General features: G+C 74.6%; 14 protein-coding genes. 9 read left to right on the top strand and 5 right to left on the bottom strand.

The window, feature by feature from the left end; genetic code table 11:
- Positions 1-80 precede the first annotated feature (80 nt).
- On the bottom strand, positions 81-521 hold the full coding sequence (locus P3T27_RS19275; RefSeq protein WP_280680100.1) for an SsgA family sporulation/cell division regulator: 441 nt from the start codon (positions 519-521) through the stop codon (positions 81-83).
- Between the two features lie 309 nt (positions 522-830).
- Between P3T27_RS19275 and P3T27_RS19270 the strand changes: the two genes are divergently transcribed.
- The 3 genes from P3T27_RS19270 to P3T27_RS19260 all read left to right on the top strand — a co-directional run bounded on the left by P3T27_RS19270 (position 831) and on the right by P3T27_RS19260 (position 4544).
- Positions 831-2654 carry a DEAD/DEAH box helicase gene (locus tag P3T27_RS19270; RefSeq protein WP_280680192.1) on the top strand — a complete coding sequence of 608 codons (1824 nt, stop codon included), beginning with the start codon at positions 831-833 and terminating at the stop codon, positions 2652-2654.
- A gap of 405 nt (positions 2655-3059) precedes the next feature.
- The gene (locus tag P3T27_RS19265; protein ID WP_280680098.1) at positions 3060-3710 is read left to right on the top strand and encodes a helix-turn-helix domain-containing protein; all 651 of its coding nucleotides are present in this window, start codon (positions 3060-3062) and stop codon (positions 3708-3710) included.
- 27 nt (positions 3711-3737) lie between these two features.
- Positions 3738-4544, top strand: a complete 807-nt coding sequence (locus tag P3T27_RS19260; RefSeq protein WP_280680096.1) for a S16 family serine protease — start codon at positions 3738-3740, stop codon at positions 4542-4544.
- A gap of 16 nt (positions 4545-4560) precedes the next feature.
- Here the strand turns inward: P3T27_RS19260 and P3T27_RS19255 are convergent, their stop codons facing one another.
- Together P3T27_RS19255 and P3T27_RS19250 are read right to left on the bottom strand one after the other, a co-directional pair.
- Positions 4561-4917 carry an IclR family transcriptional regulator C-terminal domain-containing protein gene (locus P3T27_RS19255; protein WP_280680183.1) on the bottom strand — a complete coding sequence of 119 codons (357 nt, stop codon included), beginning with the start codon at positions 4915-4917 and terminating at the stop codon, positions 4561-4563.
- A 99-nt stretch (positions 4918-5016) separates the two neighbouring features.
- Positions 5017-5577: an Lrp/AsnC family transcriptional regulator gene (locus tag P3T27_RS19250; RefSeq protein WP_280680095.1), complete on the bottom strand. Its 561-nt coding sequence runs from the start codon at positions 5575-5577 to the stop codon at positions 5017-5019.
- 204 nt (positions 5578-5781) lie between these two features.
- Between P3T27_RS19250 and P3T27_RS19245 the strand changes: the two genes are divergently transcribed.
- Positions 5782-6312 carry a VOC family protein gene (locus P3T27_RS19245; RefSeq protein ID WP_280680093.1) on the top strand — a complete coding sequence of 177 codons (531 nt, stop codon included), beginning with the start codon at positions 5782-5784 and terminating at the stop codon, positions 6310-6312.
- Between the two features lie 7 nt (positions 6313-6319).
- Here P3T27_RS19245 and P3T27_RS19240 read toward each other — a convergent pair whose 3' ends face one another.
- Positions 6320-6871: a hypothetical protein gene (locus P3T27_RS19240; RefSeq protein ID WP_280680091.1), complete on the bottom strand. Its 552-nt coding sequence runs from the start codon at positions 6869-6871 to the stop codon at positions 6320-6322.
- A 133-nt stretch (positions 6872-7004) separates the two neighbouring features.
- On the opposite strand from P3T27_RS19240, the gene P3T27_RS19235 reads away from it, so the two are divergent.
- From P3T27_RS19235 to P3T27_RS19225, 3 genes are all read left to right on the top strand, one after another.
- The gene (locus tag P3T27_RS19235; RefSeq protein WP_280680089.1) at positions 7005-7709 is read left to right on the top strand and encodes a response regulator transcription factor; all 705 of its coding nucleotides are present in this window, start codon (positions 7005-7007) and stop codon (positions 7707-7709) included.
- Positions 7706-9163 (top strand): HAMP domain-containing sensor histidine kinase, encoded by a 1458-nt coding sequence (locus P3T27_RS19230; RefSeq protein WP_280680087.1) that lies wholly within the window; start codon positions 7706-7708, stop codon positions 9161-9163. Before P3T27_RS19235 ends, P3T27_RS19230 begins: the two co-directional genes overlap by 4 nt.
- A gap of 227 nt (positions 9164-9390) precedes the next feature.
- On the top strand, positions 9391-10791 hold the full coding sequence (locus tag P3T27_RS19225; protein ID WP_280680085.1) for a glycosyltransferase 87 family protein: 1401 nt from the start codon (positions 9391-9393) through the stop codon (positions 10789-10791).
- 149 nt (positions 10792-10940) lie between these two features.
- Here the strand turns inward: P3T27_RS19225 and P3T27_RS19220 are convergent, their stop codons facing one another.
- Positions 10941-11357 (bottom strand): SsgA family sporulation/cell division regulator, encoded by a 417-nt coding sequence (locus P3T27_RS19220; RefSeq protein WP_280680083.1) that lies wholly within the window; start codon positions 11355-11357, stop codon positions 10941-10943.
- Positions 11358-11737: 380 nt separating this feature from the next.
- Between P3T27_RS19220 and P3T27_RS19215 the strand changes: the two genes are divergently transcribed.
- A complete protein-coding gene (locus P3T27_RS19215) occupies positions 11738-13222 on the top strand; it encodes an RDD family protein (RefSeq protein ID WP_280680075.1) in 1485 nt (494 codons plus the stop codon).
- 134 nt (positions 13223-13356) lie between these two features.
- Entirely contained in the window at positions 13357-14070 is a 714-nt protein-coding gene (locus P3T27_RS19210) for an RDD family protein (protein WP_280680071.1), read from the top strand.
- Positions 14071-14085 lie beyond the last annotated feature (15 nt).

Raw genomic sequence — 14085 nt, 5'->3', positions numbered from 1 at the left:
CACCGGGGCCCCGGACCCGGGGGGCGGCCGGAAGCGCGGGGGCGCCTCCGGACGCCGGCCGCCGCGCGCCGGTCCGCCGCTCAGCCGAGCAGCTCGGCGAGCGCGCGGTCGGCGTCCAGGTACAGGTGCTCCTCGCCCTCGGGGACGAGCAGCCGGCTGCGCCACAGGAAGCGCCGCAGGTCGGTGGTGTCGAACTGGAGCAGCGCGGTGCCCTCCGGCGCCCGCAGCTCGACCATGGTGCGCCGGCCGAGCGCGGGCCGGATGTGGACGTCGCCGACACCGGCCGGCAGTTCCAGGCCGGCCGAGAGCAGCTGGCGGGCGAAGATCCAGACGATGTCGTCGGCGGCCTCCCCGCCCGGGCCGCCGTCCGCCGGCCCGTCCAGGGAGAACTCGGCGGGGAAGGCCATCCGGACGGCGAGCGGGTCCTCCGGCCGGTAGGTCAGGACGACCCGCAGCCGGACGGAGCGGTGGGGGGAGAGGATCAGGCGGGCCTGGACGGTCTCTTCGGTGGGGGTGTGCACGGCGAGTCCCTTCGGGTCGGTGTGAGGCCGGTCGGCAGGGGGGAGGGTCGGGACGGCCTCACCCTGGTGAGAGTCCTGGGACCGGCCGTGATTACCCGGTTTCGGATCCGATCGGATGTGATCCGCGTCACGTCGGTTTCCGGCCGCCCGGGCCCGGCGCGGAGCCTCGCCTGGCCGCCCCGGCGGCGCCGGGCCGGTACGCTGGGCGGGTTGTCCGATCGCCGCCCGACCGCGGGACGGGGCTGAAAAACCGCCTCTGACCTGCGATGATCCCCCTCGGAGACCGTGAGTACTGCCGCCGCCTCCTCGATGCCCCTGTTCTCCGACGTGCCGGAGCCGCAGGGCCCCGCCCGGGGCTCCGGGCCCGCCGCCTCGCACCACCTCTCGCCGGCCTTCCCCGGCCGCGCCCCCTGGGGCACCGCGGGCAAGCTGCGGGCCTGGCAGCAGGGCGCGCTGGACAAGTACATCGAGACGCAGCCGCGCGACTTCCTCGCGGTCGCCACCCCGGGCGCCGGTAAGACCACCTTCGCGCTCACCCTGGCCTCGTACCTGCTGCACAACCACCTGGTGCAGCAGGTGACCGTCGTCGCGCCGACCGAGCACCTGAAGAAGCAGTGGGCCGAGGCCGCCGCGCGGATAGGCATCAGGCTCGACCCGGCGTACTCCTCCGGCCCGCTCTCCCGGGACTACCACGGCATCGTGGTCACCTACGCGGGCATCGGGGTCAACCCGATGCTGCACCGCAACCGGACCGAGGCGCGCAAGACCCTCGTGATCATGGACGAGATCCACCACGCCGGCGACTCCAAGTCCTGGGGCGAGGCCTGCTTCGAGGCCTTCGAGCCGGCCACCCGCCGGCTGTCGCTGACCGGGACGCCGTTCCGCTCCGACACCAACCCGATCCCGTTCGTCCAGTACGAGGCCGGCGGCGACGGCATCCGCAAGTCCGTCGCCGACTACACCTACGGCTACGGGCACGCGCTCGCCGACCACGTCGTCCGCCCGGTGATCTTCCTCAGCTACAGCGGCAACATGCGCTGGCGCACCAAGTCCGGCGACGAGCTGGAGGCCCGGCTCGGCGAGCCGATGACCAAGGACCTGATCGCCCAGGCCTGGCGCACCGCGCTGGCCCCGCAGGGCGAGTGGATCCCCGCCGTGCTGCAGGCCGCCGACCGGCGGCTGTCCGAGGTCCGCAAGGCGATCCCGGACGCCGGCGGGCTGGTCATCGCCACCGACCAGAACACCGCGCGCGCCTACGCCAAGATGCTGCGCGAGATCACCGGCGAGAAGGCCACCGTGGTGCTCTCCGACGAGACCGAGGCCTCCAAGCGGATCTCCGACTACGCGGCCGGGGACTCGCGCTGGATGGTCGCGGTCCGGATGGTGTCCGAGGGCGTCGACGTGCCGCGGCTGTGCGTCGGGGTGTACGCGACCTCGATCTCCACCCCGCTGTTCTTCGCCCAGGCCGTCGGCCGCTTCGTGCGCGCCCGCAAGCGCGGCGAGACCGCCTCGGTGTTCCTGCCGACCATCCCGATGCTGCTCGGCTTCGCCAACGAGATGGAGCTCCAGCGCGACCACGTGCTGGACCGGCCGAAGAAGGAGGGCGAGGGTCTCTTCGACGAGGAGGACCGGCTGCTCGCCGAGGCCGAGCGGGCCAACGACGGGCCGGACGGCGCGGGCGGCGAGGAGTTCTCCTACGAGGCGATCGGCTCCGACGCGGTCTTCGACCGGGTGCTGTACAACGCCATGGAGTTCGGCATGCAGGCCCACCCGGGGAGCGAGGAGGAGGACGACTACCTCGGCATCCCCGGCCTGCTGGAGCCGGACCAGGTGCAGATGCTGCTGCAGAAGCGCCAGCACCGGCAGATCCAGCGCAGCAAGGGCAAGCCCGCCGAGGAGGCCGACCTGCTGGAGCTGCCGGCCGAGCAGCGGCCGGTCGTCACCCACCAGGAGCTGCGGGAGCTGCGCAAGGAGCTGAACGCGCTGGTGGCCGCCTGGCACCACCGCACCAACCAGCCGCACGGCACCATCCACAACGAGCTGCGCCGCCAGTGCGGCGGCCCGCTGACCGCGCAGGCCACCGCCAACCAGCTGAAGGCGCGGATCGCCAAGATCCGCGAGTGGGCGAAGTAGCCACCGGAACGGTACGGCGGGCGGCCGCGAGTCGGTCCGCCCGCCCCGGCCCGTTCGCCCGGCCCGTTCGCCCGGGCCGTCCGCCCCGGTGTGTCCGGACTTCGGACCGGGGGCGGAACCACGTCCTGACGGGCCCGGCGAAATGGGTGTTTCTGCCCCGGTTTCGTCGCGCTGTTGGTGTCGATCACGACCGAATTTTGGACAACCACTTCCGTCACGACACTTCCTTCACTACCTTTCCCCCACGCTCTTCCACCGGGCAATCCCCACGGGACGGGCGCCGCAGGACCGTACGCACGTCAAGGACGACACCGCGCGGTCCGAGCGCGGCCACCCACCTGCGCGCGACACCGAACCCGGACCGGCGCCGCCTGCCCCGCGAGCGCCGCGGAAAGGATGCCCGTCGTGACTGCCGAGACCTCCCAGACCCTGGACCGTGGCGTCCGGGTCCTCAAACTCCTCGCCGACTCCGAGCGCGGGCTCACCGTCACCGAGCTGGCCGCCCGACTGGCCGTCAACCGCACCGTCGTCTACCGGCTGCTGGCCACCCTGGAACAGCACGGCCTGGTCCGCCGGGACATCGGCGGCCGCGCCCGGGTGGGCCTGGGCGTCCTGCGCCTGGCGCACCGGGTGCACCCGCTGCTGCGCGAGGCCGCGCTGCCGGCCCTGCGCAGCCTGGCCGAGGACCTCGGCGCCACCGCCCACCTGACCCTGGTGGACGGCAACGAGGCGCTGGCCGTCGCCGTGGTCGAGCCGAGCTGGACCGACTTCCACGTCGCCTACCGCACCGGGCTGCGCCACCCGCTCGGCGAGAGCGCCGCCGGCCGGGCGATCCTGGAGGCCCGCACCTTCCCCAGCCAGCGCCGGCCGGAGCAGGGCTTCGTGATCACCCGTGCGGAGGAGCAGTCCGGGGCGAGCGGTGCGGCCGCCGCGCTGATCGGGCTGAGCGGCATCGAGGGCAGCGTCGGCGTGGTGATGCTGAACGGGCTGGTGCCCGAGCGGGTCGGCCCCCGGGTGGTGGAGGCGGCGACCGAGGTGGCCGACGCACTGAGGTAGGCCCCGAGGTGTGTTTGGATTCCCCTTGTGTCCGACACCAAGCTGCCCAAGGCCCTGACCTCCCCGCGGACCCGCGCGCTCACCCTCTGCGGGGTGCTGGTCGCCGCGCTGTTCGGCGTGACCGCCTTCGTCCCGCTGCCGTACACGCTCACCTGGCCGGGGCTGACCGCGGACACCCTCGGCACGTACCAGGACAAGCCGGTCCTCACCATCACCGGGGCGCCGCTGCGCGCCACCGAGGGCGAGCTGCGGATGGTCACCATCTCGGCCACCAACCCGGGGGAGAAGACCGGGTTCTGGCGCGCGCTGCGGGCCTGGTTCGACCAGGACGAGGCGGTGCGCCCGACCGACACGGTCTACCCGCCGGGCAACCCGGCCAAGGCCGAGGAACAGACCGCCCAGCAGATGGTCGAGTCGCAGAACAGCGCCACCGCCGCCGCGCTCGGCTACCTCCACCTCTCTCCGGACCAGGTGAAGGTCAAGGTCGACCTGGGCGACGTGGGCGGCCCGAGCGCCGGTCAGATGCTGGCGCTGGGCATCATCGACAAGCTCGCCGGTGACGGCAAGGGCGGCGACCTCACCGGCGGGCTCAAGATCGCGGGCACCGGCACCATCGACGACCAGGGCGTCATCGGCGCGGTCGGCGGTGTCCCGCTCAAGACGCAGGCGGCCGCCCGGGACGGCGCGACGGTGTTCCTGCTGCCCAGGGACGAGTGCACGGACGCCAAGGTGAACACGCCCGGGACGCTGCGACTGGTGCCGGTCGGCACGCTCGGCGAGGCGGTCTCGGCGCTGGAGGCGCTGAAGAGCGGCGGCAGCGTCCCCGGCTGCTGACCGGACCGGCCGCCGGTCAGAGCCCGAAGGCCACCGAGGCGACGTCGTCGCTCAGCCGGGTCCGCAGTTGGGCGGCGATCCCGGCTAACCGGTGGGCCTGGGCCATCGGCAGCGAGACCGAGACCGCGGCGATGCCGTTGCCCGCGACGATCGGCACCGCCGCCCCGGCCGTGCCGAGCGCGTACTCCTGACACTGGGTGATCGGGGCGGCGCGCTGCGGCCCCTGCCGGGGCAGCATCGGCAGGTGCGCGGGCTCCCGCAGGGTGTACGGGGTGAACGCCACCATCGGGTAGCGGGCCAGGTGCGCCCGGCGCTCCTCGGCGGACATCAGGGCCAGCAGGGTCTTGCCGGCCGAGTGGGCGTGCGCGCCGATCCGGAACCGGTCCGGGTCGATCAGCGGCGCGCCGGGGGCGGGCGCCGCGTCGACCAGTTCGACCTCCCCCTGCCGGTACCAGGCGAAGTAGACGGCGGCCTACTCGGCCGCGGCCTGGTCCACCAGCGGCAGGATGCGGTACGGCACCGGGTTCTCCAGCGCGATGGCGGTGGACGAGCGGACGATCCCGTCGAAGCCCACCACCCGGTCGATCACCCGCTGGAGGTCGGCGTTGGAGCGGGCTACGATCCGCACCATCATGTCCCCGGCCCCGGTGATGGTGTGCAGCTCCAGCACCTCCGGCACGCTCGCCAGGTGCGCCCGCACGTCCGCGCCCTGGCCCTGGGAGATCTCCAGGGTGGCGAAGGCCGTCACCGGGTAGCCGAGCGCCGCCGGGTCGACCTCCGGGCCGAAGCCGCCGATCACCCCCTTGGCCTGCAGCCGGTCCAGCCGGGCCTGCACGGTGCCCCGGGCGACCTGCAGCCGGCGCGAGCACTCCAGCACCCCGATCCGGGGCTCCTCGGCCAGCAGCCGGATCAGCCGGCCGTCCAGCGCGTCGATCGCGTCGTTCCCGCCGACCGGCCCGGCGCCTGCCGAAGCACCCTGCGGGGCGGGGGAGTTGGGCGAGCCGGGGGAGCTCGGGGAGTGGGCGGTGGGCATCGCGGCTCCGTCCTCCGGTGGGCATTCTGTACAGCGGCGCCGCTGATTCTCCCGCCCCGGCGCACAGCTTGACCAGGAGGAAACGGAACAGTTGCGCGCCGGTCGGCTCGGCGCCACCCTCCAGCCACAACCCCGTGCACCGGGCCCCACCCCGGCGCGTGGTCGCACCCACCGTGGTCCCGTACGTCTACCGGGAGGGCCGTCATGACCGACACCGCCGCCGAACCCGTCCTGCTCGCCGCGGGACTCGGAGAGCCCCACCCCCTTCCGACGGGCCGCACCGACGCGGTGGTCTTCGCGGTCGGCGACTCCGAGCGGGCCGCCCGCCGCTACGCCGCCGCGCTCGGGCTGCGCTGCAGCGCGTACGCCGGGCCGGAGACCGGGGAGCCGGAGACGGTCTCGTACGTGCTCGACGCGCCCGGGACCCGGATCGTGCTCACCTCGCTGGTCCAGGTGATCGGCCCGCGCGGCCGGGAACTGGCCGGGTACCTGGCCCGGCACGGGGACGGGGTGCTGGACCTCGCGGTGAGCGTGCCGGACGTCTACTACGCCTACGACTACGCGGTGGACCGGGGCGCGCTGTCGCTGGCCGAGCCGTACGAGGCGCGGGACCGCTTCGGCACGGTGGTGCTCGCGACGATCGGGGTGCCCGGCGGGACCAGGCACACGCTGGTCGACCGGTCCGGCTACGCCGGGCCGTACCTGCCGGGGTACCTGCCGTTCGAGGCCTGGTGAGGCGGTTTCAGCGGATGGCCGTCTCGACCACGGGCGGGTGGCCGTTCCAGTAGACGAAGACCGAATTGGCCTGCTCGCCCCTGGTGAAGTCCACCCGCATCCACTGGTCGCCGTTCCACACCTGCATCTGCCAGCCCGGGTCCGGGGTGGCGGAGACCAGCGAGGCCTTGTCGGGGCGGATGTCCAGGGCGACCTTGCCGCCCGGCACCGGGTAGCTCTTCACGGAGGACGTCGCGGTGGCGGTGGGCGTGGGGCGGCGGGTGGGCTGCGGGGCGGTGGCCGCGGTGGGGGCGGCCGGCCCGCGCGTCGTCGTCGTGGTGGCGGCGGCCGGGGAGGCCGGTGGGGAGGGGGCCGCGGTCTGGGTGGCCGGCCGGCCCTGGTCCGGGGTGGCGGTCGCGGTGTGCGGCGTGCCGTCGACCCTCGGGGAGGGCAGCGGCAGCGCCGTGGGCTGCTCGAACGCGGCGCCGGTCAGCACCGCGTGCACGCCGAGCCAGGACAGCGCCACCGCCGCCCCGGTGGCCGCCGCCCAGGCGCCGAGCTGTACCAGTCCGTTCCGCATCGTCCGCTCATCCTGCCGTATCCCGGGTCGGTGCAGACGGACAGCCCCGTTATCAGCCAGGGCAGTTGCACAAGGTCCGGAGGCCACCTCGAGGTACAGACCACTGCCCGCCGATGGCGTACCGTGCAGGGCCATGGCAACAGTGCTCGTGGTCGAGGACGACCCCTTCGTACGCTCCGCCCTCATCCGGCACCTGACCGACACCGGTCATGCGGTCCGCAGTGTGGGCACGGCACTTGAGGCGCTGCGGGAGGTCGCCCAGGTCGGCTGTGACCTGGTGATCCTGGACCTGGGCCTGCCGGACCTGGACGGCAGCGAGGCGCTCAAGATGATCCGGGGCCTGACCAATGTGCCGGTGATCATCTCGACCGCGCGGGACGACGAGGCCGAGATCGTCCGGCTGCTCAACGACGGCGCCGACGACTATCTGGTGAAACCTTTCTCCGGGGAGCACCTGAGCGCCCGGATGGCCGCCGTGCTGCGCCGGCTCGGCGGCGGCGCCGCCCCCGTCGCCCAGGTGCTGCGGGTCGGCGGGCTCGCCATCGACCTCCAGCGGCGCGAGGTGGCGCTGGACGGGCGGCTGCTCGACCTGACCCGGCGCGAGTTCGACCTGCTGGCCTTCCTGGCCGGGCGCCCCGGCGTGGTGGTGCCGCGCAAGGAGATCCTGGCCGAGGTCTGGCAGCAGACCTACGGCGGCGACCAGACCATCGACGTCCACCTCTCCTGGCTGCGCCGCAAGCTCGGCGAGACCGCCTCCAACCCCCGCTACCTGCACACCGTCCGGGGTGTCGGGGTCCGGCTGGAGGCCGCCGGGGGACCGGTGGAGCACGGGACATGAGGAAGTCCGGGCGCTCGCTGCGCTGGGCCCTGGTCAAGGCCGCCGTGGCCGGGACCACGATGGTCGCGCTGGCCTTCCTCATCCCGCTCGGCCTGATGGTCCAGCAGACCGCGAGGGACCGCGCGTTCACCGCCGCCGAGCGGCAGGCCGCAGCGCTCGGCCCGGCCCTCGCCATCACCACCGACCAGGACGCCATCAACCGCGCCCTGGCCAGCACCGACGCCGGCGGGCAGGGCCGGATGGCGGTCCACCTGCCGGCGGCCCAGGCCGTACCGCCCGCCTCGGCGGACCAGGCCGTACTGCCGGGGGTGGACGGCCCCGGCGGGCCCACCCTCGGCGAGGCCCGCGCCGCCGCCGGCGACGTGTCCACCGCCGGCGGGCAGGGCCGTTCCTTCACCGTCGAGGTGCCGGGCGGGTACGCGCTGCTCCAGCCGGTCGCGGTGGACACCGGGCGGACCGCCGTGGTCGAGGTGTTCGTCGCCGACGGCGACCTGACCCGGGGCGTCTCCACCGCCTGGCTGGTGCTCTCCGCGGTCGCGCTCGGCCTGGTCGCCATCTCGGTGCTGGTCGCCGACCGGATGGGCAGCCGGATCGTGGCCTCCGCCCGCCGGCTCGCCGCCGCCGCCCGTTCGCTCGGCGCCGGCAACCTCGCGGTACGCGTCCCGGCGGACGGCAAGCAGGCCGCCGGCAGCCCCGAGGAACTGCGCGAGGCCGCCCACGCGTTCAACACCATGGCCGACCGGGTGGTCCAACTCCTCGCCGCCGAAAGGGAACTGGCCGCCGATCTGTCGCACCGGCTGCGCACCCCGCTGACCGTGCTGCGGCTCAACGCCGCCTCGCTCGGCGAGGGCGACGCCGCCGACGCCACCCGGCACGCGGTCTCCCAACTGGAGCGCGAGGTCGACCAGATCATCCGCTCGGCCCGCCGCGCCCCCGAGGACGCGCCCGCCGTCGCGGTCGGCTGCGACGTCGCCGAGGTGATCCGCGAGCGGGTCGGCTTCTGGTCCGCGCTCGCCGAGGACGAGGGGCGCCGCTGGCAGCTGGCCGGAGCCGACCGGGCGACGCCCGTCCCGATCCAGCGCGCCGACCTGGCCGCCGCCGTCGACGCGCTGCTCGGCAACGTCTTCCGGCACACCGCCGTCGGCACCGCCTTCTCGGTGGACGTGCTCGCCACCGACAGCTCGGTGATCGTGCTGGTCGGCGACGCCGGCCCCGGCTTCAGCGACCCGGCCGCCGCCCTCAAGCGCGGCGAGGGCCACGGCGGCGAGGGCTCCACCGGCCTCGGCCTCGACATCGCCCGCAAGCTCGCCGAGTCCACCGGCGGCGACCTGGCGCTCGGCCGCTCCGCCGTGCTCGGCGGCGCGGAGATCCGGCTCCGGCTGCAGACCCGCCCGGACGGCGCCCCCGCGCGGGCCGGGCGGCGACGCAGCCGGGGCACGCTGTTCCAGAAGTGACGGCCGCCCGGTCGGCTTCGGGCGCTTTCTCGCCCCTTTGCCCTCTCGCCTGCACCGGCTGAGGCCCCGCGCCCCTTCGCGCAGCCCCGGCCGTCCGTGTTCCGCCCGCAACGGAGTACAGCCGGTCAGGGCACATTCGTCACGTTCCGTGACTAATCGTGCCCGGGCCGGGCGGGGCCGCATCCGGTATCGTCGGCGGTTGGTCGAGCGGTGGACGGAGTGGACTGGTGACAGCGGTGCAAGACGAGCGCAGCCCGGTGCGGACCGCACCCGACCCCGCGCCCGCCCCCCTGTCGGACCGGCTGCGGGACGCGCTCGGCGCCCCCGTCCGCGCGCTGCGCGAGGCCCCCCGCCGACCGCTGCTGGCCGCCTCGGCCGTGGCGCTCCTGTCCCTGGTCGTGTACGCAGTGGTTCGCCACTTCGTCCACACCTCGATGGTCGACATGATCGTCTACCGGGCCGAGGGCGCCGCCGTCGCCAACGGCGACGACCTGTACGCACTACGCGTCACCGAGTGGAACCTGCCCGCGACCTACCCCCCGTTCGCGGCGATGCTGTTCGTGCCGACCACCTGGTTCCCGGTCCCGTTCCTCCGGGTGGCGATCACTCTCGGCAACCTCGGGTTGCTCGCCCTGTTGACCCACCTGTCCTTCAAGCTGGTCGGCTGGCCGCGCCGCGAACTGCGGCCGATCGGCGTCGTCCTGGTGACCGGCCTCGGCGTCTGGCTCGAACCGGTGTTCACCACGCTCCGGTACGGGCAGATCAACCTCGCGCTCGCCTGCCTGATCCTCTGGGACCTCACCCGTTCGGACGCCCGCCGCAGCAAGGGCATGGCGATCGGCATCGCCGCCGGCCTCAAGCTCACCCCCGGCCTGTTCGCCGTCTACCTGCTGATCACCGGCCGGATCCGGGCCGCCATCGTGGCCGGCCTCACCTTCCTCGGCACCTTCCTGATCGGCGCCGTCGCCCTGCCCGACGCCACCTGGGGCTTCTGGACCAAGTACCTCTACGACTCCTCGCGGGTCGGCAAGACGTACATCGTCGACAACCAGTCGCTGCGCGGCGCCGTCGCCCGCCTGCTGCACGTCGCCGAACCCGGCACCGTCGCCACCCTCGCGGCCGGCCTGGTCGCGCTGGCCGGCCTCGCCGTCGCGGCCTGGGCCGCCCGCAGCGCCCGCTGGCTGCCCCGCGCCGAGGCCTGGGGCGTCTGCTGCGCCGCCGTCACCGCCGTGCTGATCTCCCCGATCAGCTGGACCCACCACTGGGTCTGGTGCGTGCCGGTGCTCGTCCTGCTCGCCGCCGAGGCCTCCGTCGAGCACGCCCGCCCGGCCGCCGTCCGCCGGCTGCGCTGGCGGGCCGCCTTCTGGGCGACGCTGCTCGCGTTCCTCTCCTTCGCGATGTGGGTCACGAAGCCGGTCGGGGTGGCCGTCCTCCACATGTCACCGCTGCGCCAGCTGTCGACCTCGATCTACCCGTGGGTCGGGCTCTGCTTCCTGCTCGCCGCCGCCATCCGGATAAGGGCACGGCGACGCTCCGCCGGCGCACCGCTGGTCCGGCTGCCCGGCCAGCGCGACGGCGGCGGCCCGGACGCCGCCCGCGGCCGTCAGCAGGCCCCCGCGGCCCGCTGAGCCGGCGGGGGCGCCGCTCCTGGTCGTCGGTTCGCCCGTGTGCGCGGGTCTGCCCGTGTTCGTCGGTCCGCCCGCGTGCGCGGCTCTGCCTGTGTGCGTCGGTCCGCCGGTCCGCCCGTGTGCGTACGTGCGCTCGCGTTCGCGCGCGCTCACGCAAGCAGGTCCGCGAGCGAGCCGTCCATGTCCAGCGCGGCCAGCTCGCTGCCCGGCGGGACCAGCCGGTGCGCCCGCTCCAGCCAGGCCGCGACGGCCGGCAGCGGCGCCTCCAGCAGCGCGTCCCCGGCCGGGGAGCTCAGCGCCAGGCAGAGCACGCTGCGCCGGCCCGAGCGGGTCGGCCAGATCCGTACGTCGCCCTGGCCGCACGGCCGGAAGGTGCCCTCGACCAGCAGCTCGCGGGCGAACACCCAGGTCACCGGCGAGCCGGTGTCCAGGTGGAAGGTGATGTGCACCGCGTACGGGTCGTGGCTGCCGTAGGACAGCCGGGCCGGGACGGGGACGCTGTGCTCGGGGGAGAGCACCAGGTTGAGTTCCAGTTCGTGCTCGACCACGCTGATGGGGAGCTCCATGATCGTCTTCCTCTCTGCCTTCGGTTCCTGCCCGGTTCCGGGCCCGTTGACCTCTTGAGAGGGCGGTCCACACCGGCTCTTACACACGTTTCCGGGATTTCTCCGGGAAGTTCGGTGAGGGGTGGTGAACGGCCGGGGTCGCGGCGCGCGGACATCTGTCGCACGCCGGGGCCGGTCGGCCGACTTTACCCCGGACGGCCCCCCGCTGTCCGGTGATTCGCCAACTTTCCGTCGGCGCCCTGGTGAGGTACTACCCTTTGTGACTGCCCGGCGACTGTCCGCCTACCGGCGGCGCCCCACGCGTGCCGGGCGGCTCGCGGGCGCGCCGGGCGGGTGTGCCGCGTCGGCCCCGCCAGGACCCGCCAGGAAAGAAGACCCCCATGACGGACCGCCCCTTCGCCGCCGCCGGCGACCCGGCCGTCGGACCCGAGCCGGGCTACTATCCCGATCCCTCCATCCCCGGCTTCGTCCGGTACTGGGGCGGCTCGGCCTGGGTGCCGGGCACCAGTCGGCCCGCGCCCGCCGAGGGTGAGGTGCTGGAGCCGCCCCGGTTCGCGGACCGGCGGCCCGCCCCCGGTACGGCGGCGGCGCGGGCGGTGCCGCCGCCGATGGCGCCGGAGCCGGCCGTTGCGGGACTGGCCGTTGCGGAGCCGTCCTGGGGTGGGGCCGTCGGCGGCGGGGACACCGGGCCCGTGTACCTCGACCAGACCACGGGCGGGGCGAAGTTCGTCCTCGGGTCGCGGGTGGCGGAGGTGATCGGCGGGCCGGTGTTCCGGACGGTCGGGCCGTCCGGGGTGGAGGCGGCGGCGGTCGAGGGGCCGGTGTTCGAGGGGCCGGCGTTCGGCGAGGCGGGGTTCGGCGAACCGGTCTTCGGTGAGCCGGTCGTCGAGGTTTCGGCTACCGGGCTGGAGGAGCCCGGCTGGCAGGCCGATCCGCGGGCGCAGCGGGGGCTGACGGAGACGGGTGATGCGTCGCGCTGGGTCTCCTGGGGGGTGCTTCCGGGGGCGCCCGAGGCCGAGGAGGGGCGCGCGGGCGAGGCGAGTGCTCCGATTGCCGTCCCGGCCGGTGTCCCGGCCGGCGTATCGAGCGTCACGTCGGTGGCCGTGGAGGCGGCCGCCGTCGCTGCGCCGGTCACGGCTGCCGCCCCGACGGCGGTGGCGGTACGGGAGACCCTGGCGTCCGTCACCGGGTCCGTTCCGGTGGTCGTGCGCGAAGTCGAGCGTGCCGTCGAGGCCGAGGCCGAGGTCGAGCCTGAGCCGGTTGCCCCGGCCGCCGCCGTATCCGCCCCGGTGCCGGCCCCGACGCCCGCCGCGTCGCTGCCCGTGCCGCGCCCGGCCCGGGAGGCCGTCGCCCGGCGCCGCTCCGCCCCGGCGGTGCCGGCCGGCCTCGGGCGCCGACTGGCCGCGCGGGCCGTGGACACCGCCGCCCTCCTCGTGGTCGCCGTCGCCGCCGGCATCCCGCTCGGCAACTCCGCGTCCGAGCACCTCCAGCAGAAGCTCGACCAGGCCCGGATGGCCAGCGCCCTCACCCGGCGCCAGGTCCAGGTCTGGCTGGTGGACGACGTGGTGCTCGGCAAGGTCGCGGTCCTGCTCGGCATCCTGCTCTTCGTCAGCCTGCTCTGCGAGGTGCTGCCGACCGCCCGGACCGGCCAGACCTTCGGCAAGCGGCTGGCCCGGATCCGGGTGGTGGACGCCGCCGCCCCTGCCTCCCGGACCAGGCTGGGCCTCGGCCGCTCACTGCTCCGATGGGCCGTCAGGCAACTCGGCCTCGTGCTGCTCGTCGGCCTGGTCTGGCCGGTGTTCGACCGTCCGGTCCGGCGCGGCTGGCAGGACCGGGCGGCCCGCACCCGGGTGGTCCGCGACTGAGGCCGTCGGGCCCGGCGGCCGCCTGACGGCGCGAAGGTCCGGCGAAGGTTTCGGTGAAGGTCCCTTCGAGCCCGGGGCGGCAAAACGGACAGAATCTCCCAAAACGCGAGAATGTGTGATGTTCTACTCGAGGGATGAGCACCCACGACCCCTCGGGCCCCCAGCCGGAGGGGGGCGGCCAGCCCTCCTTCGACAAGCAGTCCCCGCAGCCGGGCGGCGGCACGCCGGAAGGCCGGCCGTCGGACCCGAACCCGTCGCCCGCCCCGCCGCCCACCGGCGGCCCGTCCGATGCCCCGCCCGGCGGCCCCGGTGCGTACGGCGGCACCTACGGCGGACCGACCCACGGCCAGAACCCCTACGGCCAGCCCCCGCCCGGTTACGGCCCCGCCGGCCACGGAGCCCCCGGCGCCGGCCCCGTTCCCGGCATGCCGCCGATCGGCAGCTGGCCCCGGCGCATCGTCGCCCGGCTGATCGACTACGTCCTCATCCAGGCCGTCGGCGTGATCGTGGTGGCCCCCTTCGCCAACCTCGGCGACCGCTCCGGCTCGGCCGGCGCCTTCTGGCTCGGCTGCGCCATCTACCTCCTCTACGAGGCGCTGATGCTCAGCCGGGACGGCCAGACCCTCGGCAAGAAGGCGATGCACATCCGGGTCGCCATGCTGATCGACGGGAACAAGCCCACCCAGGCCGCCGCCTGGACCCGCGCGGCCGTCTACATCCTCCCGGCCGTGCTCTGCTGCGCCGCCCTCTGGTGGATCATCGACGGGCTGTTCGGCGTCTTCGACAAGCCCTACCGGCAGTGCATCCACGACAAGGCCGCGAAGACCGTGGTGGTCACCACCGACTGACCCGGTCAGGCGGAC

The organism is Kitasatospora sp. MAA19 (assembly GCF_029894125.1).
GTDB lineage: Bacteria > Actinomycetota > Actinomycetes > Streptomycetales > Streptomycetaceae > Kitasatospora.
The sequence above is the reverse complement of the archived record's forward strand: the minus strand, read 5'-3'. Positions and strand labels throughout refer to the sequence as shown.

Coding starts and splice junctions, on each gene's coding strand:
- P3T27_RS19270 (WP_280680192.1), top strand. CDS start 831: ATGCCCCTGTTCTCCGACGTGCCGGAGCCGCAGGGCCCCGCCCGGGGC.
- P3T27_RS19250 (WP_280680095.1), bottom strand. CDS start 5,577: ATGCCCACCGCCCACTCCCCGAGCTCCCCCGGCTCGCCCAACTCCCCC.
- P3T27_RS19245 (WP_280680093.1), top strand. CDS start 5,782: ATGACCGACACCGCCGCCGAACCCGTCCTGCTCGCCGCGGGACTCGGA.
- P3T27_RS19240 (WP_280680091.1), bottom strand. CDS start 6,871: ATGCGGAACGGACTGGTACAGCTCGGCGCCTGGGCGGCGGCCACCGGG.
- P3T27_RS19235 (WP_280680089.1), top strand. CDS start 7,005: ATGGCAACAGTGCTCGTGGTCGAGGACGACCCCTTCGTACGCTCCGCC.
- P3T27_RS19230 (WP_280680087.1), top strand. CDS start 7,706: ATGAGGAAGTCCGGGCGCTCGCTGCGCTGGGCCCTGGTCAAGGCCGCC.
- P3T27_RS19220 (WP_280680083.1), bottom strand. CDS start 11,357: ATGGAGCTCCCCATCAGCGTGGTCGAGCACGAACTGGAACTCAACCTG.
- P3T27_RS19215 (WP_280680075.1), top strand. CDS start 11,738: ATGACGGACCGCCCCTTCGCCGCCGCCGGCGACCCGGCCGTCGGACCC.
- P3T27_RS19210 (WP_280680071.1), top strand. CDS start 13,357: ATGAGCACCCACGACCCCTCGGGCCCCCAGCCGGAGGGGGGCGGCCAG.